Below are 22,365 nucleotides of genomic sequence, written 5' to 3' on the forward strand. Positions count from 1 at the left end.
GGTTCGCCTCCTCGGCGAGGTCGGCGATGTCGTTGACGAAGTCGATCGCCTCGCGGAACGACGCCAGCCCGTAGGTCTTGCTGATGGCTTCGCCGTCGTACTCCCAGCCGGGGAGGTCGGAGAGGGCATCGTCGATCTGTGCGTCGCTCAGTGGCTCCATGGTCCGCATCGAAGCAGACCGCCACCTCCACGTCACCATCGCGCACCGATCGCCGGGCGTGGCTGGGTGAGCGGGCGCTGCAGCCGCCTCGTGCGACCGGCCCCGCACTGTCTGCTCGCCTGGCTGACAGTCCCGCGGACGCGACTGGCTGCTTGAGTGGTGGGCGTGGCCCGCCCGCTCAAGGAGCCTGGACCGGTGGACATCGACGAGGCGCTCGCGTTCGTCCGGGAACACCACCGAGCGGTCATGCACACCTACCGACGAGACGGCTCTCCGCAGCTCTCACCGGTCGTGGTCGGCGTCGACGGGGACGGGCGAGCGATCGTCTCGACACGCGAGACGGCCGTGAAGGAAACGAACCTGGAGCGCGACCCGCGGGTGTCGCTGTGCGTCTTCACCGAGCGGTTCTACGGGCCGTGGGTCCGCATCGACGGGACCACCGACATCGTTCGGTTGCCGGATGCGCTCGAGCTGCTGGTCGACTACTACCGCCGCGTCCGCGGTGAGCACGACGACTGGGACGAGTACCGCCAAGCCATGCGCGAGCAGCGGCGGGTCCTGCTGCGCATCACGATCGAGGCTGCCGGCCCGGAGGTCGCTGGCTGAGCGAGTCGGATCCCAACGGCGACGGAACGGATCGGCGTGACGGTGTACGTGGACGACGTGCGCGACTACGGGACGCGCGTCGGGGCGCGGCTGCGTCGCGTGGGCACCGAGTGGTGTCACCTGACGGCTGACAGCCGTCAGGAGCTGCACGCCTTCGCGCAACAGCTCGGCGTGCGTCGCAGCTGGTTCCAGGACGACCCGGTCACGTGGCACTACGACCTGACACCGCAGCAGCGGACGCGAGCGGTGCGCCTGGGGGCCAGCGAGCTGAGCCGGCGGGAGATGGGGCGGCTGATCGCCGAACGCCGCGCAGAGGTGGCCGAGACCGGCCGGGGATGATCGCGACACCGCCTGTGCGCTGCCCGTTCAGCACTCGTCTAGCAGGTCGGTCGTGAGAAGCACCCGTCCCAGCGCGATCCACGCGCCTCCGTAGTAGCTGGGCTGGTCGCCTTGCACCGCCTCGGCGCGTTCGAGCAGCCACGCAGCGCCGTCCCGCTCACCGGCGCCGGATGCGGCCCCTGCGGCGGCCACGAACGCGACCGGATGCCTGCCTTCGGCGGCCGGGGTCCCGTCGAGCCGGTACTCGGGCGCGAGGCGGTCACCGACCTGATCACGCAGGAACGGCCACATCCGCCCCGCCAGGAGACGCCCGCGCTGCTCGCAGTCGGCGCCGAGGCGGATCGGCACCCGGACCGCTTCGAAGCCGTAGACGGGGTCGGCCTGGGGATCGTCGGGCGGCCCTGACGGTCGCAGCTGGACGGACGCGTCGAGCCGCGACCAGTTCGCCGGCAGTGACGGCCGCTGATCGCCGGTGGCCTGATCCACCAACCGGTAGGTCGAGCTGCGCATGCCCTCCCACACGGGGTCGCCGACCGCAGCTGCCAACGTCGCGAACCCGCGCGGGTCGAGGTAGCTCACGTTCATCCACCACGGTGGCGCGCCGGTCGCCCACGGTCCGGGCACCAGGACGGTCGCCCCTGCGACCGAGACCGTCTCGTGCGCCACGATGGCCTCGGCCAGACGGCGGGCGTCGTCGCGGTACCGCGACTCGCCGAAGCGGTCAGCGGCGAGGACCAACGCGCGAGCTGCGTCCAGGTCGGCGTCGCTGGCGGGGTCCTCGCCGACGACCGCCCCGCCGTCCCAGCGGAACGACAGCAGCCCGTCGTCGCGCTGCAGGTTCGCGCGGGTCCAGTCCCAGACCGACGCGAAGCGGTCGGCGTCGTCGAGCGCGACCGCCAGGAGCATCGCGTAGGCCTGGCCCTCGCTGACGGTGTCGCCGCCCTGGTCGTGGCGCACCACCCGCCCGTCGTCGGTGACGTAGTCGGTGAAGAAGCGGCGGGCGGCCTCCTCCGCGAGCCGCCGGGCCTCTGCGGGCTCCAACGGTTGGGCTGACTCGAGCCCGTCCGGGGCCATCCGCACCACCACGATCGCGACGCCGACGACGACGACCAGCACAGCAGCGGCCGCCGTCGCGATGCGTGCCCGGCTCATCGTGCCTCGCCGACGACCGCCTCACCGGAGACGAAGTCAGCGGGGACGGTCGTCTCGAGCGCCGGCCGCGGCGGTCGCAACGCCGCGAGAACGCCACGGGTCAGGACGGCCAGGTGCAGGGCAGCGAACGCGACGTTGTTGAACGTCGCGGGGCTGCGATCCACGATGAGGCCGTACACCGACGCGCCGGTGAGGACAGCGATCAGCGCCAGTGCAGGCCACACGGCTCGAGGATGTGGGCCGGCCTCCCCCTCCTTGGGTGTCACGGTGAACCCCGACGGGCGCCTCAGGAGGTTGGCCAGCAACGCACGCACGTGGACCGAGAAGTTGGCGACCATCAGCGAGAACGCGCCGAAGGTGTACACGCCGGCACCGGCCGCGCCGACCGCCAAGCGCGATCCCGAAGTAGGGAGCGAAGTGCAGGATGAAGAGGTCCGCTGACGCGCCACCGATCGGCTGCGCGCCCGTCATGATGCGGATCACGGGGAACAGCATGTACAGCAGGAACGTCCATCCGGTGAAGAAGAACATCGACGACAGCACGTACTGCAGCTTCAACCGCCACGGCAGCTTGGCCCGGAGCGCGACGGTGAAAGCCGCCAGACATCCGCGCGCCCACCGATCCTGCTGACCGACGTAGGCGGCCATGTCCTCGGGGCCCAGCCCGTTGGCGAGGACCTCGGGGACGTACGCGCTGTTCCAGCCACGCTCGTGCAACCGTATCGACAGCTCGAAGTCCTCGGTGACGGACTCCTCCGGGAAGCCGCCGACGTGGTCGAGAGCGGCGCGGCGGTACAGCACGTTGGTCCCGCAGCAGAACATCGCGCCCATCCCATCCTTGCCGCGGGCGATGGCGCCGAAGAACAGGGCCTGCTGACCCCACGCCGCCGCCGCGACCCCCCCGCGTGCCGCGTTGGCGTAGTACTGCGGGGTCTGGACGAACCCCAGATGCGGGTCGGCGAAGTGGCCCAGGGTCCGTTCGAGGAAGCGGGGCGAGGGGACGTGGTCACAGTCGAGGACCAGGACGTACGGCGCCGAGGTCAGCGGCAGGGCGTGGTTGATGTTCCCGGCCTTCGCGCCGGTCGACTCCTCCCGGGCGATGTAGCGCACACCGTGTCGCTCGGCGACGGCGCGCACCTCGTCGCGGACGCCGTCATCCAACAACGCCACACGCACCTCGGCGCCACGCAGACGGGCTGCGGCGGCGACGGTCGGTTCGACCACCTGCACCGGCTCGTCGTAGACGGGGATGAACACGTCCACAGGGGGCTTGCCAGGTGACCTCTTGCCATCGCGGACACGTTCGTGCGCGACCGTCCACCAGAAACCGGCCGCCTGGAGCAGGTTGAACAACTCCGCCGCCATCGGCAGGGCGTACAACACCGGGTGGCCGACGCGCGCCGGCTGCAGGAGCCAACCGAAGTACCACAGCGCCGCCACGCTGTGCGCCATCCCGATCAGCCGCATCCGGTGCGCGACACCGGGACCTCGAGGGTCCCAGGTCGGCTCTCGCAGGCGCAGGTCACCGGACCGGGCAACCGCCGCGATCGGCTCGAGGCTCACCGGAACTCCCACATCTCGACGCGCTCCTGCTCCTCGTGGTCCACCAACCGGCCTTCGCGGTCGAGCTTGACCAGTGCCGTTCCGACCCGCGCGGCGGTGGCGGGCACGTCGAGGAAGCTGGCCAGCACGTGGACGCTGCGATCGCCGTTCAACTCCGGCAGGTTGTCGACGTTCATCGGTTCGGCGTCGAGGTCAGGTGCGTAGAAGGCGACGAGGTGCTCGAGGTAATCGGGGGCGTAGATCACGACGTCCTCCGGCGCCGCTTCCGCGCGCAGGTCCTGCAGCGCCCCGCGGAAGTCGAACAGCCGCGGGTTGGCGCTGTTGAGCTGCTGGTCGGCGAGCCCAGTCAGCATCGTGGCGACCACCACAGTGGTGACGACGGTGATGACCCGCCGATGGTCGGAGATGCTGGTCACCACCCGAGCCCCGAGGGCGAGCAGCGGCGGCACCGCACTGGAGAAGTAACGCACCTCGAACAGCGACTCCCCACCGGCGGTGGGCGCGGACACGAAGTAGCTGGCCACCAGCAGCCCGAGCATCGGCCCCAGCGCGGCCGCCAGGAGCAGCAGGGTCGGGGGACGCCACGGGCCTCGACCGAGCAGGAACAAGGCGAAGAGCATCCCCAACGGCCACAGCGCACCCAGCAGCTTGACGACCTGGTCGGAGTGGTAGCCGAGGAACGTCCAGATCAGGTTCACCACGATGCCGTAGACGGACGGTCCTCCCTCGGCACCGGCCACATCGGTCAGCCCCGCACCTGCCGTTCCGGGCGCGGCCTCGACGTCCCCCCGCCCGGTGATGAACGAGCGGACCTGGTCCTCAACGATCGGGAGCAGCGGAAGCAGCGATGCCACGATCACGGCGAGAGAACCCAGCCAGGCGCCCAGCAGCCGGGCGGTGGGTTGGCCCCGGCGGCGTCGGCGCACCGCCACCACCAGGAACGCCAGCTGCTGCACAGCGACCTGGAGGCCGGCGACGTAGTGCGTCCAAAGCAGGCCGATGGTCGCCGCGGTGTACAGCACCCACGTCCACCAGCGAACGCGACGGATCGCCCCGTACTGCGCCACGACCGCCGTGGCGCTCAGCAGCATCACCAGCGCGTACATCCGCGCCTCCTGCGAGTACCACACCACGACCGGGGCGAACGCACCGAACGCTGCCGCGACCACCCCGGTCCGGCGCGTGTACAGGTCACGGCCGAGGAGGTACAGCATGGGAACCAGGAGCGTGCCGAACACGATCGACGGGAGCCGCACGGTCCACTCACTTGCACCCAGCAGTTGCACGGTCGCCCACACGGTCACGTGGTGCAGCGGCGGGTGCACGTCGCCGTAGCGGATGTCGACGATCATCTGCCCGAACGGCATCTGCGCCTGCTGAGCGGTGATGGCTTCGTCGACCCACAGACCACGGATGATCAGCAGGCGGAGTCCCAGCGCCAGTAGCGTCAGCCCCGCCACGATCGCGACGCCAGCGTCGACCGACACGCGGCGGCGCAGCCAAGCGCCGGCGCCGATCAGGGGCCCGCGCGTCAGCGTCGCCACGGCGCCGGCCTGAGCTCGAGTCGGGAGATCTCGGTTGAGAGCGTCTCGCCGCCGCTGAGCACCAGGTGCAACAGACGCACCGCCTCACGTGCACGGTCGATGTGGGCACGGACGTTGTCGCGGTCGGCAGGTTCGTGCGTGAGCACCTGCGCCACGGCGGTCCGCCTCCCCGGCGGGAGCCTCCGTGCGGACCACCGGTTGGCCGAGGCCGTTGGCGACCGCGGCGTGGCGGTCGCTGTCGACCAAGGCGAGGACCGGGACCCCTGCGGCGGCCGCGGCGATCGTGGCCCTGGGCCGCAGCGAGATCAGCGCGTGGGCGTCGCGGTAGGTGTCGCCGGCGGCGCGGAGTCCGGAGGGTGCAGGCAGGACCTCGGCACGGCCGTCGAGCCGCTCGGCGATGGCCTCCGCCAGCGGCCGATCGTCGAACCGGCCCGGTCCGGTCCCCCACGGCTGCAGCGCCACCGGCCGGTCAGCAGCGACCGAGAGCGCTCGCCAGGCGAACATCGAGGTCGGGACCGGCGACACGCTCGTCCACAGCCACGACCAACGTGTCGCCACGGCGATCGCGCGGCGAGACGCGGTCCATCAGGAACCAAGCCGGGTCCGTCCCGACCCGGAACGGAGGGGTGGCGCCGGCGGTCGCCACGATGTACGCCGAGGTCTCGTCGTTGACGATCAGCAGCTCGGTGACGCGGACGAGGGTGCGTGCGGCGAGCCGTTCCAGACGGTGTTCGATGGCGGAGACCCGGGTACCGACGATGGCGAGGTGCGTGCGGCGACCGCGGGCGGCCATCGCCAGCAACGCCGCACGGTGGATGCGGCCCAACCAGGCGTAGGGCGGGGTGCCCGCGAAGACGTGATCCCCGGTGAAGATCGCCGCATCCGCGTCACGGAGCGCCCGGTCGATCGCGCGCCGGTCGGATGAGACGACGAAAGCCGGGTCGTGGTCGCAGCGCACGCGGCTGCGACGGTACGCGGTGACCAACAGCCGCCAGCCAGGCAGGGCAGCGGCGAACGCGTCGATCAGCATGTCGTCCTCGACGTCGCCGGTGCCGAACGCCCCGACCAGGAGCGCCGTGCGAGTCGCAGTCACCGGGTCCGCCTCTCCAGACGGGGGCTGCCCGGTTGCACGCGCTGCGCCGCCCATGCCAGCATCGCCGACCCGAGCATCCGCCGGGCGTCCGCCGCCACGTCCACGCGCGAGCCGCTGCGGTCGATCCAGATGCTGGGGACCTCGACGATCTTGAAACCCAGCCCACGCGCCACGTGCAGGAACTCGACGTCGAACTCGAACCCGCGCATGGACAGCAACGGCAGGACGCGCTCGACGACCTCGTGGCGGAACACCTTGGCTCCACACTGGGTGTCGGTGTAGGGCAGGCGGAACACCACCCGGATGAACGCGGCGAAGGCGGCGCTGGCGATCGTCCGCTTGAGCGAACGGCGCCCGGGGACGACCGATGCCGGGTGCCAGCGCGAGCAGATCGCGCCGTCGGCGTCACGTGCGGCCGCGTCGAGGAGACGCAGGAACTCCTCGGGGGGGGTCGCGGCGTCGGCGTCCACGAAGCCCACGAACGCACCGTCGCAGTAGCGGAACCCCTCCCGGATGACACCACCTTTCCCCATCTTCGGCAGGTCGAGCAGCACGACACGTGCGTCCCGGTCGCGGTGACGGGCCACGGCGTCGGCCGTCGCATCGGTGCAGCCGTCGAGCGCCACGAGGAAGCGGAAGTCAGCGTGGTCGAGCCTGCTCCGGTACTGCTCGAGCGTCCCGTCGATGCGCTCCTCCTCGTTGTACGCCGGGATCACGATGTCGACGCGCATGGTCACCTCCCTCCATGCAGAGAGGCACGACGATCCACCGCTGCGAGTATGGGCGGACGGCCAGGAGGCGGTCGCGGCCGGCTGGGACCGTTCGGACGGCCGCGACGCCCCGCATCAGCGCCCGCCGAGCACTCGTGCGGCAGCGCGGCGCCCCTGCCGCACGCACGCGGCGATGCCCACCCCCTCGTACGCGGCACCCGCCAGCTCCACACCCGGCAGCTGCCGTGTCGCGGCCCGCACCCCCGCCACGCGCTCGCCGTGGCCGATCACGTACTGCGGCAGGCCCAACCCCCAACGTGTCACCCGCCAGGCGACCGGCGAGGCCGCCGATCCCGCCAGGTCGCGCAGCTCGCGGTGCACCGCCAACACGAGCGTGTCGTCGTCGAGCTGCAGTGCCGCGTCCTCGCCGTGCCGCCCAACCGACGCGCGGATCACGGTGCGGCCGTCGTCGACGCGTCCCGCCCACTTCTGGCTGACCCAGGTGGCGGCCTTGATCAGCCCTCCCTCGACCCGGGGGACGAGCACACCGCTGCCCGCCAGCTGAGCGACCCCGGGCGGGTACACCAGCGTGATGGTGGCCACGGAGGCGTAGGGGATGGCGTCCAGCTCGGCGGCCGCGTCCGGTGCGGCGTTCCGGAGCAGCGCAGCCGCGGCCGGGGCGGGCACCGCGACGATCACCGCGTCGGCGTGATCCCAGCCGCCGGGCCGCTCGAGGACGTACCCGTCACCGGACGGTTCCAGGCGCCGCACGACGCACTCGAGGCGCACATCGAGCCCGGGTGCTGCGGCCAGCGCCTCGACCAGCCGGCGCAACCCGCCCGCCACGCTGAGGAACGTCGGGCCGCCGGAGGCTTCCCGAGCCCGGCCCAGCGCTCGCATCAGGCTCCGCGCGGTTCGCGCAGCCTCCGCCAGGTCCGGGGTGGCTGCTGCGAGCTCGAGCTGGTCGACGTCGCCGGCGTACACGCCCGCGATGAACGGCTCGACGAGACGCTCGAGCACCTCGCGACCGAACCGGTACCTGATCAGCGCACCGATCGAGCGTTCCTCCACGTCGCGTTGGCGCGGCAGGATCAGGTCCAGCGCCGCCCGGGCCGCGCCGCCGCGGCTGATCAGCGACGAGCGAGCCAGCGGCAGGAGCCGTGTGGGGACGCCCAGGACGAGCCCAGCGGGCAGAGGGTGCACCCGGCCGCCAAACCGGATCCACACCTTCCGCGTGTCGGGAGTGACGAGCTCGCCCCCCAACCCGACCTCGCGTACGAGTTCCACCGGCTCGGCGTGTCCCACGAACGCGTCGGCGCCGAGTTCGACCGTCACGCCGTCGATGTGCTCGGTGTGCAGCTTCCCACCCAGCCGCGGTCCCGCCTCCAGCAGGGTGACCTTGGGGGGGTTGGGAGCGGTGCACAACGTCCACGCCGCCGTCAGGCCCGTGATGCCGCCTCCGATCACGGCGACGCGGTGATCAGCGGGCACGGCCACCTCGTCCGAGGTCGGCGAGCGAGCCGACCCCGCCTCCGCTTCCGACCGCGTCGGCGTCCGCCGTCGGGCGCACCATGCCCTCGTTGTGGACGAGGTCGGCGACCCGTCCCAGCGTTGCGGGGTCGGTGTCGGGGAGCACTCCGTGACCCAGGTTGAAGATGTGGCGGGGAGAGCCGCCGGCACGGCGCAGCACGTCGCGGGTGCGGGGCTCCACGACGTGCCACGGCGCAAGGCACACGGCCGGGTCGAGGTTGCCCTGGACGCCGACCGTGCGGCCGGCCAGGCGAGCCCGGGCGGCGTCGAGGGGGACCCGCCAGTCGACGCCGACGACGTCGGCGCCTGCCTCGGCGAGGAGCACCAGGAGCTCGCCGGTTGCGACCCCGAAGTGGATGCGGGGCACGGCCAGGTCGGACAGGCCTTCCAGGACACGGCGGGTGACGGGCAGGACCGATTCCGCGTAGTCGTGCGGGGTCAGTGCCCCGGCCCAGGAGTCGAACAGCTGGATCGCCTGGGCTCCCGCCGCGACCTGCGCCCGCAACGACGCCAAGCTGATGTCCGCGAGCCGTGCGACCAGCGCGTGCCAGGTTGCCGGGTCGCCGAGCATCAGTGCCTTGGTGGTCGCGTGGTTCTTCGAAGGGCCGCCTTCGATCAGGTAGCTGGCCAGGGTGAACGGGGCGCCGGCGAAACCGATCAGCGGCACGTCCAGCTCGGAGGCCAGCGTCCGGACGGTCTCGAGCACGTAGGCGATGTCCTCCTCGGGTTCCAGGGGCCGCAGCCGGTCGAGGTCCGCTGGGCGGCGGAACGGCTCTCGGATCACCGGGCCGACCCCCTCACGGAGCTCGATGCCCACACCGATGGCCTGCAGTGGCGTGATGATGTCGGAGAAGAGGATGGCGGCATCCACGTCGTAGCGGCGCACCGGCTGCAGGGTGACCTCGACCGCGAGTTCCGGCGTGGCGATCACCTCGTGCATCGCATGGCGTTCGCGGATGCGGCGGTACTCGGGGAGCGAGCGGCCCGCCTGACGCATGAACCACACCGGGACCCGGTCGTGGTGCTCGCCGCGGCAGGCAGCGAGGAACGGATCGACGGCCACGTTGGCTCCGCGGGCTGGTTGCGACGCCTACCGTGCCCGACAGCTGGTGGTGCGGCAACTGCCTCGACCCACGGCCGCGCACGTCCGGAAGCCCACCGGCCACGGTTGAGGGCCACGCCGCCACGCCGTTGGATGGACGTGGGGACACGATGGAGGGTGCAGCGGTGATCACGACGATCAACCCAGCGACCGGCGAACAACTCGAGACGTACCAGACCCACGATGACGACGCGGTCGCCTGGAAGCTGGCCCGCGCCTGGACGTTCTGGATCGAGGAGTGGCGGCCCACCACCGTCGACGACCGTGTGAAGGTCCTCGCCCGGGCCGCCGACCGGCTGGACGAGCGCCGCGATCAGTACGCCGAGCTCATCACCCGTGAGATGGGCAAGCCGATCGCCCAGTCCCGTGCCGAGATCGACAAGTGCGTGTGGCTGTGCCGCCATTACGTGGACGCGGCGGGCGGCTACCTGGCGCCCCGGACCGTCCACACCGACGCGCACAGCTCGTACGTGCGGTACGACCCGATCGGGCCGGTCCTGGCGATCATGCCGTGGAACTTCCCCTTCTGGCAGGTGTTCCGCTTCGCCGTGCCGAGCCTCGCCGCTGGGAACGTGGCCCTGCTCAGCCACTCGCGGAACACCACCGGATGTGCGCTGGCGATCGAGGAGATCTTCCACCATTCGGGGCTGTCCGACGGGGGCTTCGAGGCGCTGCTGGTCGACCACGACGAGCTCGCCGAGATGATGGGCGACGTCCGCATCCGCGGGGTGACCCTCACCGGCAGCGACCGGGCGGGGCGCGCCGTCGCCTCGACCGCCGGACAGCACCTGCGCAAGACCGTGCTGGAGCTCGGCGGGTCGGATCCGTTCATCGTCCTCGCCGACGCCGACCTCGACCAGACCGCCCGCTCCGCGGCGAAGGCTCGCCTGCAGAACTCGGGACAGAGCTGCATCGCCGCGAAGCGGTTCATCGTGCTCCGCGACGTCTACGAGGACTTCCTGGAGCGCTTCCGCGCGGAGGTCGAGGCGATGGCGGTCGGCGACCCGATGGACGAGGGCACCGACGTCGGGCCCCTGGCTCGCGACGACCTGCGTGACACGCTGCACGACCAGGTGCAGCGGACCCTCGCCCACCACGACGGCGGGTCGCTGCTGATCGGCGGGGAGCCACTCGACCGGCCGGGGTTCTTCTACCAGCCAACGATCATCCGCGACTCGAACGCCGAAGCACCTGCGTGCACGGAGGAGACCTTCGGTCCGCTCGCTGCCGTGATGGACGCCGAACACGAGGAGGCGGCCGTGGCGCTGGCGAACTCGTCACGGTACGGGCTCGGCGCATCCATCTGGACCCGCGACGTCGACCGCGGGGAACGACTCGCCGCCCACATCGAGTCCGGCGTCGTGTTCGTCAACGACGTCGTGTCGTCCGATCCGCGACTCCCGTTCGGCGGGATGAAGGACTCCGGCTACGGCCGGGAACTCGGCTGGCTGGGAGCGCAGGAGTTCTGCAACGTCAAGACCGTGTGGGTCAACCCGCACGGCGGCACACCCGAGGCCGCCCCGGTCGAGTAGCGCGTCCCCCGTGGTGGCGACGCGTACGCAGCGCCGCTCAGGCGACCCCGGGTGGGCGATCGTCGTGCCACGGCCGGGCGGCCTCGAGCTGGCCAGCCAGGCGCAGCACGCTGGCCTCGTCGGCGAAGCGGCCGACCAGCTGCATGCCGATCGGCAGTCCCGTGGCGGCGTCGCGGTGCAGCGGGAGCGACACCGCGGGCTGGCCGGTGGCGTTGATCAGAGGGGTGACGCCGACGTAGTCCTTGACCGCGGCCCACGTCTCAGGTGGCTCCAAGTCGGAGAGCTCCCCGACCCGCAGCGGAAGGCGGGTCACCACCGGGAACACCAGCTGGCCGAACTCGTCGTGGAAGCGAGCCTGGAAGCCCCGGCAGAACAGCTGCAGATGGAACTGGTTGGCCAGGACCTCTCCGCCGGTGAGCCGATCGCCCCACTCGGCGAGCCACTGGTTGATCGGTTCGAACATGTCCCGCTGCAACGGTTGGCTGGCGACCAGCGCAGCCCACGTCTCCTCGAACGCTGTCGTGACATGATCGGGGACGGTGCCGTCGCTCTCAACGACCTCGTGGCCCAGCTGCTCGAGGCACGTGCAAACGTCGTCTAGGGCGTCGCGGACCTGCGGGGCGTAGGGCCCGTCTGGCCCTTGACGGAACACGCCGATCCGAACGCGCCCGGGGTCGCGTCCGACCTCGTCTCGGAACGGCCGCGCAGGTGGGGGGAGCATCCCCGGGTCGCCGGGGACGTAGCCGGCGAGAACGTCCAGGAACGCCGCCCCGTCGGCGACCGTGCGGGTGAGCATGCCGTGGGCGACGAACCCGAAGCCGATGTCGCCGAACAGCGGGGCGTTGCTGACCCGGTCGCGGGTTGGCTTGAGCCCGACCACTCCCGTGTTGGAAGCGGGGATCCGCAGGGACCCGCCACCGTCCGAACCCTGCGCCGCAGGACACAACCCCGCCGCCAACGCGGCCGCCGCCCCGCCTGACGAGCCCCCGGGCGTGTGCCCGCGGTTCCACGGGTTACGGGCCGCCCCGAACAGCACCGGTTCGGTGTAGGGCACGGTCCCCAGTTCCGGCACGTTGGTCTTGCCCAGGGGCACCATGCCCGCACGCCGGAGTCGTGCGACGACCTCGTCGTCGGTCGGCGCGATCAGGTCAGCCAGCGCTCGCGACCCCATCGTGGCCGGCGATCCTGCCAGCAGGTTCATCTCCTTGATCGAGACAGGAACGCCGTGGAAGGGCGGCAAGGAACCACCCCGGGTGGTCTGTTGGTCCTTGGCTGCAGCGAGTTGCCGCGCCTGGTCGGCCAGCACCCGCACGTAGCTGTTCAGGCCGTGGTCGTGCGCCTCGATCCGACGCAGGTACAGCTCCACCAGCTCCCGCGACGACACCTCACGGTCGCGGACGAGCCGTGCCTGCTCGAGCGCAGGGGCGAACGCCAGGTCTGACACGGCTCACTCCTGTCGGTGGGATGCGGGAGGAGTGGCCGGTAAGCCGGATCCTGTCCCCGCCGTGGTTGCAACCGGCGGGTGGCGACCATCTCTCTGGGACGCCGGTTACCCGACGCCTCTAGCGGCCTACCTGGGACGTCGCGGGCGGGCCACCCTGTCCCTGCTTGGCCTTGCTCCGGATGGGGCTTGCCTAGCCGTCCCAGTCACCTGGGACGCTGGTGGTCTCTTACACCACCGTTTCACCCTTACCTCCGCGTGGCGGAGGCGGTCTGCTCTCTGTTGCGCTTTCCACGCGTCACCGCGCCTGGGAGTTACCCAGCATCCTGCCCTGTGGAGTCCGGACTTTCCTCGACGCCGTTATCGGCGCCGCGGTCGCCTGGCCGCTCCTCCCGCATCGCCGGCAGGGTACGTCACCGGGGGCGGGGACGTCCCTGTCGCACCGTGTGTAACGCGGAGTTGGCCTGGGACCATCCCACGCGTGCGAGCGCGACGGCGGGTGCCAGGCCACCGGAGCGTCTGCGAGGATGGTGGTCGTGGCTCGGACCGAAGGCACCCGTCAGGCACGCCCGATCGCGTGGGCGGACGGGCGAGTCCTGCCCGCCAGCGAGGCGACCGTCCCCCTCCTCGACGACGGCTTCCTGCGTGGCGACGCCGTCTTCGAGGCGATCCTGGTCCGGCGCGGACGGACCCATGCCCTGGAAGGGCACCTCGCGCGGATGCGGCGCTCGGCGAAGGCTGTGGGCATCCGTCTGCCGAACCTGCGGCAGGTCGTCACCGACCTGCTGGCCGCCTGGGGTGAGCGTGACGGCGCCGTGAGGCTGATCGTGACCCGCGGTGGGACCGTCCGCGGCCTGGTGTACCAGCCGAGCTGGCCCAGGAGCTTCGCGCTGCAACCGATGGAACTGCCGTGGCGGACGCCCCTGAGCGGTGTGAAGACGCTGTCGTACGCGGTCAACACCTACGCCACACGGGAAGCCCAACGCCAGCACGCCGACGATGCGCTGATCGTCTCCGGCGGGACGGTCCTGGAGGTCCCCACGGCCGCGGTCGCGTGGGTCGGTGACGACCGGATCCACTCGCCCGATCCACGCCAGCTCCCGATCCTCGATTCGATCACGCTCGCGGAGCTCCGCCAGGTCATCGACGTCCGTGTGGGGACGTATCCGCTCGACGACCTGCTGACCGCGCAGGAGGTGTTCGTGCTGTCGGCCACGCGCCCCGTCGTCCCGGTTCACGCCGTCGGCGACGCGGAGTTCCCCGCCCCAGGCCCCGTCACCGAGGCGACCCGCGAGGCGTTCCAGGCCCACATCGACGCCAACCTCGACCCGCTTCCCTGACGGCCGCCGCTCCGGGGAACGGCCCGACCGGCAACCACTAGGGTTGGCCACCCGCATGAGGAGGCGACGCCGTGTGCGCCCGCAACTCCGACCCGCAGCAGCTGATCGATCGTCCGCTCGTCGCCATCGCCAACCGGCTGCCGGTGAAGAAACAGCAGGGCAGCTGGAAGCCGAGCACCGGCGGCCTGGTCACCGCACTGCTCCCAATCATGGAGAATCAGGACGGTGCCTGGATGGGGTGGAACGGCGGCGCCGACGACGTGCCTCGCCACTTGGACGGCGTGGACATCGACCTGATCCCGATCAGCCTGTCGCACGCGCAACTGCAGGGCTACTACTACGGCTTCGCCAACCGCACGCTGTGGCCCCTGTTCCACGACCTCGTCAAGCAGCCGGTGTTCGAGCGCGGGTTGTGGGAGACCTACCGGGAGGTCAACCACATCTTCGCCGAGGCTTCGGAGCAGGTTGGATTCGACGGTGACCGTGAGCCGCTGTTGTGGGTGCACGACTACCACCTGACGTTGCTGCCGCGGCTGCTGCGCGAACGCCGTCCCGACAACCCGATCGGGTTCTTCCTGCACATCCCGTTCCCGCCTCCGGAGCTGTTCGCCCGACTGCCGTGGCGGGAGGAGATCCTCGAGGGGCTGCTCGGTGCCGACCTCGTCGCGTTCCACACCGACCGCTTCCGCGACAACTTCCTCGGCGCGGTCGACCGCCTGCTTCCGCACAAGATCGGGGTCGAGAACCACGAGGTGGTCCTCCCCGAGGGGCGACGGGTGTCGACCGGGGGGCACCCCGTCTCGATCGACGCGGCGGCGTTCGCGTCGATGGCCACGAACGACGACGCGCAGAGCGAACTCGCCAGCCTCCGCGAGCAGTTCGCGGGTCGGACGGTGGTCCTGGGGGTCGACCGCCTCGACTACACAAAGGGCATCCACGCGCGCCTGAAGGCCATCGAGCTGCTGCTGGAGCGCCGCAACGACCTACGTGGGAAGCTCGCGTTCGTGCAGATCGCGGTCCCCAGCCGCGAGAACGTGCAGGAGTACCGCGAGCTGCGCGCCGACGTCGAACAGGAGGTCGGTCGCATCAACGGACGGTTCACCGATCCCGGAGGCGACATCCCCGTCTACTACGTGCACCGGGGCGTGCCCCAACAACGCCTGGTGGCGTACTACCGCCTGGCGAACGTGGCCCTGGTCACCCCGTTGAAGGACGGCATGAACCTGATCGCCAAGGAGTTCGTGGTGTGCCAGGCAGCCGGCGAGGGGTTCGGCGCGCTGGTGCTCAGCGAGTTCACGGGCGCGGCGGACGACCTCCCGGAGGCCGTGGCGTGCAACCCGTTCGACGTAGAGGGCCTGTCGGCACGGATCGAAGAGGCGCTGGAACTCGACCCCGACGACCGCCGCGAACGCCTCGAGCGCATGGCAGCCCGCGTCCACGACAACGACGTGTACGCCTGGGTGGAGGGACAGCTGCGCGACATCCGACAGGCAACATCCAGCCGTTGAACGGTCAATCGATGGCGACCAGCAGCCGTTGGCACTGCGGACACGTCCCGACCGGTGGACCGCTGCGCAGCTCGCTGATCTCCAACGGGGTGAGCTCCAGTCGGCATGCGCTGCACATGGTCCCCTCCAGCCGTCCCACACCGACCTCACCGTGGCGGGACTTGGAGGCCTCGTAGCGGCGCATCAGATCGTCGGGGACGGCACCGCGTTCGGCGTCACGTCTCACCCTGGCCTCGGCCAACTCCGCGAGGACGTCCTTGGCTGCCTCGTCGCGCGCCTTGGTCAGCTCCTCCGCGCGCGGAGCCAGCGCCTGGCGACGTTCTTCGAGCTCGTCGATCGTGCCGGTCAACGCCTCCCGCCTCTCCATCACGTCCAGCAGCTCGTCCTCGAGGTGCTCGATGCGGCCGGTGACGTGGTCGAGGTCGGCGCGCAGCGCCTGGAGCTCGCGGGGGTTGGCGATCCCCCCGCCGTACAGGCGTGACCGCTCGGCATCACGCCGCTGCTGCAGGACGGACAACTCCCCTTCGAGCCGCCGGATCTGGGAGTCCAGCAGATCCCGGTCGACGCGGTGCGCATCCTGTTCGGCCTTGAGCGCAGCCGCCTCGTGTCGGACGACGTCGAGGTCGGCCTGCTCGGGGAGGTCCTCGAGCCGCCGTTCGAGCTGCCGGATCGTGATCTCGGCGTCCTGGAGGCGGAGCAACCCTTCCACGGCGGGGGGGCGGAGCTCGTCGGGCACGTGCGTCGCTTCCGTGGATCAGGTCAGGTGATCAGGTCAGGCGATCAGGTCAGGGCACGGCTGCGTCGCCCGCCCAGGGCACCGTCGACGTGCGGGACGCTACCAGGTCGGCGCGCAGGCCCCGCCGGTGTGCGTCCGCCTCTAGGCGCTGCAGCCAGGGCCCGATCGCGGCGTGTTCGGTGGCATGGTGGCCGGCGTCGATCATGGCCAGGCCCGACTCGAGGGCGTCGAGGACGCCGTGGTGCTTGAGGTCGCCGGTGACCAAGACGTCAGCTCCGGCGCAGAGCGCGTCGGTCACGAACTCCTGTCCGGAGCCGCCGACAGCCGCGACCCGCCGGATGGTGCGGTCGGGGTCTCCGGCGTAACGCAGGTGCGGTGCCGGTAGCCGGTCACGGATGCGGGCCGCCACCTCCCGCAACGCAGCCGGACGTGACAGGTCGCCCACCCGACCGAACGACGCGCGCGTTCCGCGGGCGAGCGGATACAGGTCGTAGGCGACCTCCTCGTAGGGGTGCGTGTGCAGCAGCGCGTCCACGGCTGGGGCGATGCGCCCCGCCGGGACGACGATCTCGAGCCGGTCCTCGACCACCTCGTTGTCCTCCCCGACCGCGCCGACGTGCGGGTCGGCGCCCGTTCGGGGCCGGAAGGTGCCGGTGCCCCGCACACGGAACGAGCAGCGCTCGTAGTCGCCGATGACCCCCGCGCCCACCCCGGCCAGTGCATCGAGGACGCGACCGACGTGCGGGGCTGGGACGAACGTGACGAGCTTCATCTCGCCGCCGGCTGCCGGCTGGTGGGTGAGCGGATCGGGGTCGGCGATGTCGAGGCACCGCATCACCGGATCGGACGTCCCCGACCCATCCTCGGCGACGTCGAGGTTGGTGTGGGCGGCCAGCACCGCGACAGCGGCGCGGGCTGCCGCCAGCGCCACACGGCCGCTGGCGGTGTCGGGAGTGAGGCGCCGTAGCGGGCGGAACAGCAGCGGATGGTGGGCCACCACCAGCGTCGGTGGGCCAGCTGCCGCCTCCGCCACCACGGCCGAGGTCACGTCGAGACTCACCAGGACCCGGTCCACCGGCCAGCCGCGGTCGCCGACCTGCAGACCGACCTCGTCCCAGTCGGCGGCGTGTTCCGGCGGGTAACGGGTGTGGACCAGTTCCACCCAGTCACCGACTGTGTCCGTCATGCTGCCTCCAAGCGAGTGTGGCCGTAGCATCATCGACTGGGCGCGTAGCTCAGTCTGGGAGAGCGCTCGGTTTACACCCGAGAGGTCGGCGGTTCGAAACCGTCCGCGCCCACGCGGCCAGGTGGATCGCCGGGGTCTCTCAACGGCCGTCAGGGCTGGGGCCGTCAGGGCTGGCGTCGGTGACCCCACCGCGTCTCGCGGTCGCCTGGCTAGACGTCGCCGATGAAGACCCTGTCTTCGCTGTACCCGCCACAGATCGGTGGGATGTGGATGGTCCCGTCCGGGTCGACCGGTACCTCCTCGATCGCGGCGGCCTCGGCGGACACCAGGCGGCCGTCCGCGTCGTACCCGCCGCACTCGATCTCGACGGCACGCGGCGGGTCGGACCGGGCCTGCAGCGCCCCGGCACCGACAACGACCACGGCGCTGGCCACCGCTGCCACGAAGCGCACGTCGATCCCCGTGTTCCGACCCCGTGTTCCGACTGTCTCATAACAGATGTACGCCACGACGCGATGACCGCCACCGCCAGCACGGCCAGGCGGACACCGACCCCGCGTCGGGGGGGACTGCCGGTCAGGTGTCGACGTCGAGCAGCTCCTCGAGCGCGACCCGCCGCGCTCGGCGACCCCGTCGGTCCAGGACATCGAGGTCCCCGGCTGCCTGGGCGCGCATCAGCGTGCCGAACGTGTGCGACTCACCCGGCACCGCCAGGTCGTCGTCGGGTTCGACCACGACCTGCACGAAGACCCCACTGGACGGGCCGCCCTTGTGCAGCTGCCCGGTCGAGTGCAGGTACCGCGGTCCGATGCCGAGGCTCGTGGCCACTCGCAGGCGGTCTCGCAGCGCCACACGCACCTTCTGCAGTTGCTCCACCAGCGCTGACGCCGGGTCGACGTAGGCGAGGATCGCCAGGTAGTCGCCGGGACGGACCTGCTCCAGGAGTGGCTCCAGGGGCTCCTCGGGCCGCTCGACCGGCTCGGAGTTCAGCAACTCGGCCGCGGCACGCTTGGCGGCGTCGACGTCGGGCTGGTCGAAGGGGTTGATGCCCAGCACCGTGCCGGCCAGGGACGTGGCCAGCTCCCACCGGAAGGCTTCGGCTCCCAGGTCCAACGGTTCGCTCGGGTGGAAGTCCACGACCGGCTGTCCCGCCGCGGCCAGCTCCTCGGCCGCCTCTGTGGCGGCGTTCACGATGAACATCCGGTCGTCGCCGTACACCTCGGGACGTCCGTACGGCTCGCCGACCACCGGCACAATCCCCGTGTCGTACTTCCCGGTCGATTCCGCGATCAGCTGCTCAACCCAGTCCGCGAACGCCGACAGACCCTCTGGCAGGAGCAGCGTCAGCTTGTCGCGCCCCGCCCGGGCGGCCGACCCCAGCACCGCGCCGAGCCACGCGCCGGGGTTGTCGCTGGCCGGAACGTGAGGTCCGCAGGCGTCGCTGGCCTCGATGGCGCGGTCCAGTAGCTCCTCGACGTCCACCCCGGCCAGCGCGGCAGGGACGAGGCCGAAGTACGACAGCGCTGAGAAACGACCGCCGATGTCCGGGCGGTTCTCGAACACCTGGCGGAAGCCCCGGTCGCGGGCCAGCTCAGCCAGTTGCGTCCCCGCGTCGGTGATCGCCACGAACTGGTCACCGCGCTCGCCGGTGGCCTCCCAGAAGTGGGCCAGGTGGCTGCGGGTCTCCATGGTCGTCCCCGACTTGGACGACACGACGAACAGGATCTGCTCGATCGGCGCGACCTCGCCGGCGCGGCGTACGGCCGCCGGGTCGGTGGAGTCGAGGACGTGGAGCCGGGGGGAGCCCTCGCCGGTGGGGAAGGTCCGCGCCACCACCTGCGGGAAGAGGCTGGAACCGCCCATGCCGCTCAGGACCACGTCGGTGAAACCGTCGTCAGCGACCTGCGCCGCGAAGGCGGCGAGCCGGTCGAAGCCGTCGCGCATCTCGCGGGGACTGTCGAGCCAGCCCAGCCGGTCGGCGACCTCCGCGGGATCGTCCTGCCACAGGGTGTGGTCGCGTTCCCAGACGCGTCGGACCGCCTCGCGCTCCTCGAGCCGCGAGAGGGTGGACTCCACCCCGTCGGCGATCGGGCCCAGCTCGCTCAAACCGCTCCTCCAGGATCGGTCCGGGTCGAGGTTAGGATCGCACATCGCTGCCGCGACAGGGGCCGAGCGACCGGGTGAACGTCCTCGACGCGCTGATCGCCGTGCTGGCGCTCATGGCCGCAGCCGGCGGGTACCAGATGGGCTTCCTGCTCCGCGTCGGGTCCTGGGGTGGTGCGCTGGGCGGGCTGATCATCGGCACGCTCCTGGTCGCCCCGGCGGTCTCGGCGTTCGGTGGGACCGACCCCTTGACCTCCCTCCTGGTGGCGATCGGGGTGGTGCTGGGCGCAGCCATGCTCGGGCAGGCGATCGGGTACACGATCGGCGCCGGGTTGCTGCGGTGGGTGCCGCACGGCCCCGCCCGCCAGGTCGACCGGGGTGCGGGCGCCATCGCCGGGATCGTCGGCGTCGGGGCGCTGGTGTGGCTGTTGACCCCGGCTCTGGCCGACGTCCCGGGTGCGGTCGCACAGATGACCCGCACCTCCACGTTGCTCACGGCCCTCGACGAGGTGGCGCCACCCCCACCCGATCATGTCCGGGCGCTGCGCAACCTGGTCGGCAAGACCCCGTTCCCGGAGGTCTTCAGTGGGTTGCGCCCCGCACCCGAGGTCGGCCCGCCGCCCGACACGATCCCGATGCCGGCCGGCGTCCAGCAGCAGGTGGCGCAGTCGGCTGTCGCCGTGGAGGCGCAGGCCTGCCGACGGTTGCAGGAGGGCAGCGGTTTCGTCGCCGCCGGGGACACCGTGGTCACCAACGCGCACGTCATCGCCGGCGCCGGGACGGTGCAGATCCTGCGCAACGACGGGGCGCGGCTGCCGGCGACCGTGGTGGCCTTCGACAGCGGCCGCGACCTCGCGGTGCTCCGCGTGCCGGGGCTGGGACGCCCTGCCCTGCCCATCTCCGCCGCCGCAACCGGTGCCGACGGGGCGGTGTTCGGCTACCCTCTCGGTCAGGATCAGCTGCGGATGGCCCCGATGGTGATCCGCCAGCAGCTGACCGCCGTCGGCCGCGACATCTACGGCCAGAGCCAGGTGCGGCGCCAGGTGTACGTCTTGTCGGCGGCTCTGCGCCAAGGAGACTCGGGCGCGGCGGTGGTGCGCTCGGACGGAGCGGTCGTCGCGGTGGCGTTCGCGATCGCGCCCGACCGACCGCAGACCGCCTACGCACTCACCGATCAGGAACTGCGCGCGGTCCTTCCGGCTGGACCTCAGGCGGTGAGTACGGGACCGTGCCTGTGATCGACCGCGCCTCCGTCCGTGCAGGCGTCGCTGCTGCTGCCTTGGTGGCGGCTTCCTGCACGGCCCCGGCTCCCGCGACGGTCAGCACCCCGACCCCATCGTCGAGCGCGGCACCGACCGCGGCCGCTGCCGCGCCGCCGCTCCGCGTCGAACCCATCCCGCAGCGCAACTTCGATCCCCCTCTGCGGTTGCGGATCACCGAGATCGTGCACCGAACCGAGGAGCTGACGGGCCACCAGATGGCGGTCACGGTCTTGAACGAGCACGGCCGCGCGGTCTACGACCACCGCGGAGACCAGCTGCTGCTGCCCGCATCCACGCTGAAGATCGTCACGGCCGCCGCGGCGCTCGCCACCCTCGGTCCGCAGTACCGGTACGTGACCTCCGTCCGCGCCACCGCCCCCGCCGGTCCCGACGGGACACTCAACGGCGACCTGGTCGTGGTCGGGAGCGGCGATCCGGCGCTGGCCACACCGCTGTACGGTGCCGAGGTCTACCCCGCGCGACCACGCACGCCGCTGGAGGCGCTGGCCGACCGCGTGGTCGCAGCCGGGGTCCGTCACGTCACCGGCGACGTGGTGGCAGACCCACGGGTCTTCGCCGACCAACCGCTGGCCGACGGTTGGCTGCCGCGCTACCTCGACGAGCACGACGCCCGACCGGTCTCCGGCCTGACCGTCGACGGCGGCCTCAAGGTCCAAGACCGCGGCCGGGTGCTGATCGAACCCACCTCCGACCCGGCCGCCGAGGCGGCGCGAGCCTTCGCGGATCTGCTGACCGAACGTGGCGTGACGATCAGCGGTGCCACACGCTCGTCGTTCCGTCCCCCACCGACCCCGATCGACATCGGCCACGTGTCGAGCCCACCGCTCCTGGAGCTGCTCCGCCACACGCTGCGCGACAGCGACAACCACTTCGCGGACGCGATCTTCCGCACCATCGGGGCGCGCACGACGGGGGATGCGACCTGGGCGGGCGCCGAAGCGGCGGTGCGTGCCGCGCTGGAGGATCTCGGACTCGACTGGACGGGGGTCCGGCTGGCCGACGGTTCCGGCCTGTCGCGAACGAACCGGGTCAGCGCAGGGTTCCTGGCACGCCTCGATCTGGCGCTGCACGGCTCACCGGTCGGTCCTGCTTGGCGCGATCTCCTCGCGGTCGCCGGCGTGACCGGCACGTTGAAGCAGCGGCTGCGCGGCACGGTCGGGACGGGGCGGCTGCGCGGGAAGACCGGAACGCTCGAGGACGTGCGCGGTCTGGTCGGCCGCATCCGCGGATCCGACGACCGTGCCTACCACTTCGCCGTCCTCGCCAACGACCTCGCCGGACCCGGCCGTTGGCGAGTCCTCGAGATGCAGGACGAACTCGCCCTGTCGATCGTCGCCCATCTGGATGGCTGCGAGCGGGTCACGCTCCCGCCGGCGCCGCCGGTTTCCCCTCCCCCGCTGGTCGATCCCTACCAGCTGCGCTGCCCCGTCTGATCCG

General features: G+C 71.5%; 20 protein-coding genes, 1 tRNA gene and 1 other RNA gene. 8 read left to right on the forward strand and 14 right to left on the reverse strand.

Annotation, left to right across the window (positions count from 1 at the left end; all coding sequences use genetic code 11):
- Positions 1–355 precede the first annotated feature (355 nt).
- Both M3N57_06115 and M3N57_06120 read left to right on the forward strand, forming a co-directional pair.
- Positions 356–766 (forward strand): PPOX class F420-dependent oxidoreductase, encoded by a 411-nt coding sequence (locus tag M3N57_06115; GenBank protein ID MDP9022268.1) that lies wholly within the window; start codon positions 356–358, stop codon positions 764–766.
- 36 nt (positions 767–802) lie between these two features.
- A complete protein-coding gene (locus M3N57_06120) occupies positions 803–1,105 on the forward strand; it encodes a DUF4031 domain-containing protein (GenBank protein MDP9022269.1) in 303 nt (100 codons plus the stop codon).
- 27 nt (positions 1,106–1,132) lie between these two features.
- Here the strand turns inward: M3N57_06120 and M3N57_06125 are convergent, their stop codons facing one another.
- The 8 genes from M3N57_06125 to hemE form a co-directional block, all read right to left on the reverse strand.
- Positions 1,133–2,257, reverse strand: a complete 1,125-nt coding sequence (locus tag M3N57_06125; GenBank protein ID MDP9022270.1) for a glycosyl hydrolase family 8 — start codon at positions 2,255–2,257, stop codon at positions 1,133–1,135.
- A 36-nt stretch (positions 2,258–2,293) separates the two neighbouring features.
- Positions 2,294–3,820: a glycosyltransferase gene (locus M3N57_06130; protein MDP9022271.1), complete on the reverse strand. Its 1,527-nt coding sequence runs from the start codon at positions 3,818–3,820 to the stop codon at positions 2,294–2,296.
- Positions 3,817–5,364 (reverse strand): glycosyltransferase family 39 protein, encoded by a 1,548-nt coding sequence (locus tag M3N57_06135; GenBank protein MDP9022272.1) that lies wholly within the window; start codon positions 5,362–5,364, stop codon positions 3,817–3,819. The genes M3N57_06130 and M3N57_06135 overlap by 4 nt, the downstream gene beginning before the upstream one ends.
- Before the next feature lie 84 nt (positions 5,365–5,448).
- Positions 5,449–5,826, reverse strand: coding sequence for a hypothetical protein (locus tag M3N57_06140; protein MDP9022273.1), 378 nt, complete (start codon positions 5,824–5,826; stop codon positions 5,449–5,451).
- Between the two features lie 7 nt (positions 5,827–5,833).
- A complete protein-coding gene (locus M3N57_06145; GenBank protein ID MDP9022274.1) occupies positions 5,834–6,457 on the reverse strand; it encodes a hypothetical protein in 624 nt (207 codons plus the stop codon).
- Positions 6,454–7,188 (reverse strand): glycosyltransferase, encoded by a 735-nt coding sequence (locus M3N57_06150; protein MDP9022275.1) that lies wholly within the window; start codon positions 7,186–7,188, stop codon positions 6,454–6,456. The genes M3N57_06145 and M3N57_06150 overlap by 4 nt, the downstream gene beginning before the upstream one ends.
- Positions 7,189–7,302: 114 nt before the next feature.
- Entirely contained in the window at positions 7,303–8,658 is a 1,356-nt protein-coding gene (gene hemG / locus M3N57_06155; protein MDP9022276.1) for a protoporphyrinogen oxidase, read from the reverse strand.
- Positions 8,648–9,760 (reverse strand): uroporphyrinogen decarboxylase, encoded by a 1,113-nt coding sequence (gene hemE / locus M3N57_06160; GenBank protein ID MDP9022277.1) that lies wholly within the window; start codon positions 9,758–9,760, stop codon positions 8,648–8,650. Before hemE ends, hemG begins: the two co-directional genes overlap by 11 nt.
- 167 nt (positions 9,761–9,927) lie before the next feature.
- Here hemE and M3N57_06165 point away from each other — a divergent pair, with 167 nt between their 5' ends.
- The gene (locus M3N57_06165; GenBank protein ID MDP9022278.1) at positions 9,928–11,331 is read left to right on the forward strand and encodes an NAD-dependent succinate-semialdehyde dehydrogenase; all 1,404 of its coding nucleotides are present in this window, start codon (positions 9,928–9,930) and stop codon (positions 11,329–11,331) included.
- Between the two features lie 37 nt (positions 11,332–11,368).
- Here the strand turns inward: M3N57_06165 and M3N57_06170 are convergent, their stop codons facing one another.
- Together M3N57_06170 and rnpB are read right to left on the reverse strand one after the other, a co-directional pair.
- Positions 11,369–12,775 carry an amidase gene (locus M3N57_06170; protein MDP9022279.1) on the reverse strand — a complete coding sequence of 469 codons (1,407 nt, stop codon included), beginning with the start codon at positions 12,773–12,775 and terminating at the stop codon, positions 11,369–11,371.
- A gap of 23 nt (positions 12,776–12,798) precedes the next feature.
- Positions 12,799–13,163: RNase P RNA component class A (gene rnpB / locus M3N57_06175), an RNA gene on the reverse strand.
- Between the two features lie 145 nt (positions 13,164–13,308).
- Between rnpB and M3N57_06180 the strand changes: the two genes are divergently transcribed.
- Both M3N57_06180 and M3N57_06185 read left to right on the forward strand, forming a co-directional pair.
- On the forward strand, positions 13,309–14,112 hold the full coding sequence (locus tag M3N57_06180; protein MDP9022280.1) for an aminotransferase class IV: 804 nt from the start codon (positions 13,309–13,311) through the stop codon (positions 14,110–14,112).
- Between the two features lie 71 nt (positions 14,113–14,183).
- Complete coding sequence (locus M3N57_06185) at positions 14,184–15,620, forward strand: trehalose-6-phosphate synthase (GenBank protein ID MDP9022281.1); 1,437 nt, start codon at positions 14,184–14,186, stop codon at positions 15,618–15,620.
- Positions 15,621–15,624: 4 nt separating this feature from the next.
- On the opposite strand, the gene M3N57_06190 is transcribed toward M3N57_06185, so the two are convergent.
- Together M3N57_06190 and M3N57_06195 are read right to left on the reverse strand one after the other, a co-directional pair.
- Positions 15,625–16,356 (reverse strand): C4-type zinc ribbon domain-containing protein, encoded by a 732-nt coding sequence (locus M3N57_06190; GenBank protein ID MDP9022282.1) that lies wholly within the window; start codon positions 16,354–16,356, stop codon positions 15,625–15,627.
- A 49-nt stretch (positions 16,357–16,405) separates the two neighbouring features.
- Positions 16,406–17,542: a Nif3-like dinuclear metal center hexameric protein gene (locus tag M3N57_06195; GenBank protein MDP9022283.1), complete on the reverse strand. Its 1,137-nt coding sequence runs from the start codon at positions 17,540–17,542 to the stop codon at positions 16,406–16,408.
- Between the two features lie 38 nt (positions 17,543–17,580).
- Here M3N57_06195 and M3N57_06200 point away from each other — a divergent pair.
- A tRNA-Val gene (locus tag M3N57_06200) sits at positions 17,581–17,654 on the forward strand.
- 97 nt (positions 17,655–17,751) lie between these two features.
- Here the strand turns inward: M3N57_06200 and M3N57_06205 are convergent.
- Both M3N57_06205 and M3N57_06210 read right to left on the reverse strand, forming a co-directional pair.
- Complete coding sequence (locus tag M3N57_06205) at positions 17,752–17,994, reverse strand: hypothetical protein (protein ID MDP9022284.1); 243 nt, start codon at positions 17,992–17,994, stop codon at positions 17,752–17,754.
- A gap of 124 nt (positions 17,995–18,118) precedes the next feature.
- The gene (locus tag M3N57_06210) at positions 18,119–19,648 is read right to left on the reverse strand and encodes a glucose-6-phosphate isomerase (protein ID MDP9022285.1); all 1,530 of its coding nucleotides are present in this window, start codon (positions 19,646–19,648) and stop codon (positions 18,119–18,121) included.
- 74 nt (positions 19,649–19,722) lie between these two features.
- Between M3N57_06210 and M3N57_06215 the strand changes: the two genes are divergently transcribed.
- Entirely contained in the window at positions 19,723–20,883 is a 1,161-nt protein-coding gene (locus M3N57_06215; protein MDP9022286.1) for a MarP family serine protease, read from the forward strand.
- Entirely contained in the window at positions 20,880–22,361 is a 1,482-nt protein-coding gene (gene dacB, locus M3N57_06220) for a D-alanyl-D-alanine carboxypeptidase/D-alanyl-D-alanine-endopeptidase (GenBank protein ID MDP9022287.1), read from the forward strand. Before M3N57_06215 ends, dacB begins: the two co-directional genes overlap by 4 nt.
- Positions 22,362–22,365 lie beyond the last annotated feature (4 nt).

This window comes from Actinomycetota bacterium (assembly GCA_030776725.1).
Lineage (GTDB): Bacteria > Actinomycetota > Nitriliruptoria > Nitriliruptorales > JAHWKO01 > JAHWKW01.